Source organism: Ancylobacter oerskovii (genome assembly GCF_018390555.1).
Classification (GTDB): Bacteria; Pseudomonadota; Alphaproteobacteria; order Rhizobiales; family Xanthobacteraceae; genus Ancylobacter; species Ancylobacter oerskovii.
In genome coordinates, this window is the sequence record NZ_JAHBGB010000016.1 from 1 (window position 1) to 741 (window position 741).

At 61.5% G+C, this 741-nt stretch carries 1 pseudogene; it reads left to right on the forward strand.

Going from position 1 to position 741, the window contains the following annotated elements:
• Positions 1 to 133 precede the first annotated feature (133 nt).
• A pseudogene (locus KHC19_RS08815) lies at positions 134 to 741 on the forward strand (transposase family protein); the annotation flags it as partial.

Sequence of the window (741 nt, forward strand, 5' to 3'; positions counted from 1 at the left end):
CGAGTTCATCGCGGCCCATGCAGCACCGTGAGACTTGTCTGGGCTTGTGGGGGCTACAACAACGGGCATGAGCCAGGTGTTTAGTCCCACAGTGTGATGGCGTATCATTATCTCCGTTGGAGAGGGACACGCTATGGGGCAGGTTCTTCACGGGAGCGCCAAGACCACGCATGCCGTTCGAGCGAAGCTACAACGATCGCAAGCTTCGGCCGCGGAGCTCGCGCGACGCTTCGGAATCAACGAGAAGACCGTAAGGAAGTGGCGATCCCGCCGGATGGTCGAAGACGCGCCGATGGGCCCGAAGGAGCGGCGCAATTCAATCCTTTCATCCATCGAGGAGGCTGCGATCGTCGCTCTGCCCGTGCAGGCTCGCCTGCTCGCCTACCGCTGGACGACTCTTCGTCGCCTTGAAAGACGTCATCCCGCATCTGACGCGCTCGTCGCTGCACCGCTGCCTTCAACGGCACGGAATCTCGCGCCTGCCGAAGGCCGATCGCGAGAAGCCCAAGCGGTTCAAGGCCTACGTGATCGGCTACTTTCACCTCGACATCGCCGAGCTGCGCTACGAGGGTGGCAAGGCCTATCTATTCGTGGCCGCGGATCGCACCTCCAAGCTGGTCTTTGCCAGGATCTACCGGAAGGCGACGAAGCGGGTGGTGGCCGGTTTCCTCAAGGCTCTGCTCATCGCTGCCCCTACAAGATCCACACGGCGCTGATCGACAACGGCGTTCAGTTTGTCAG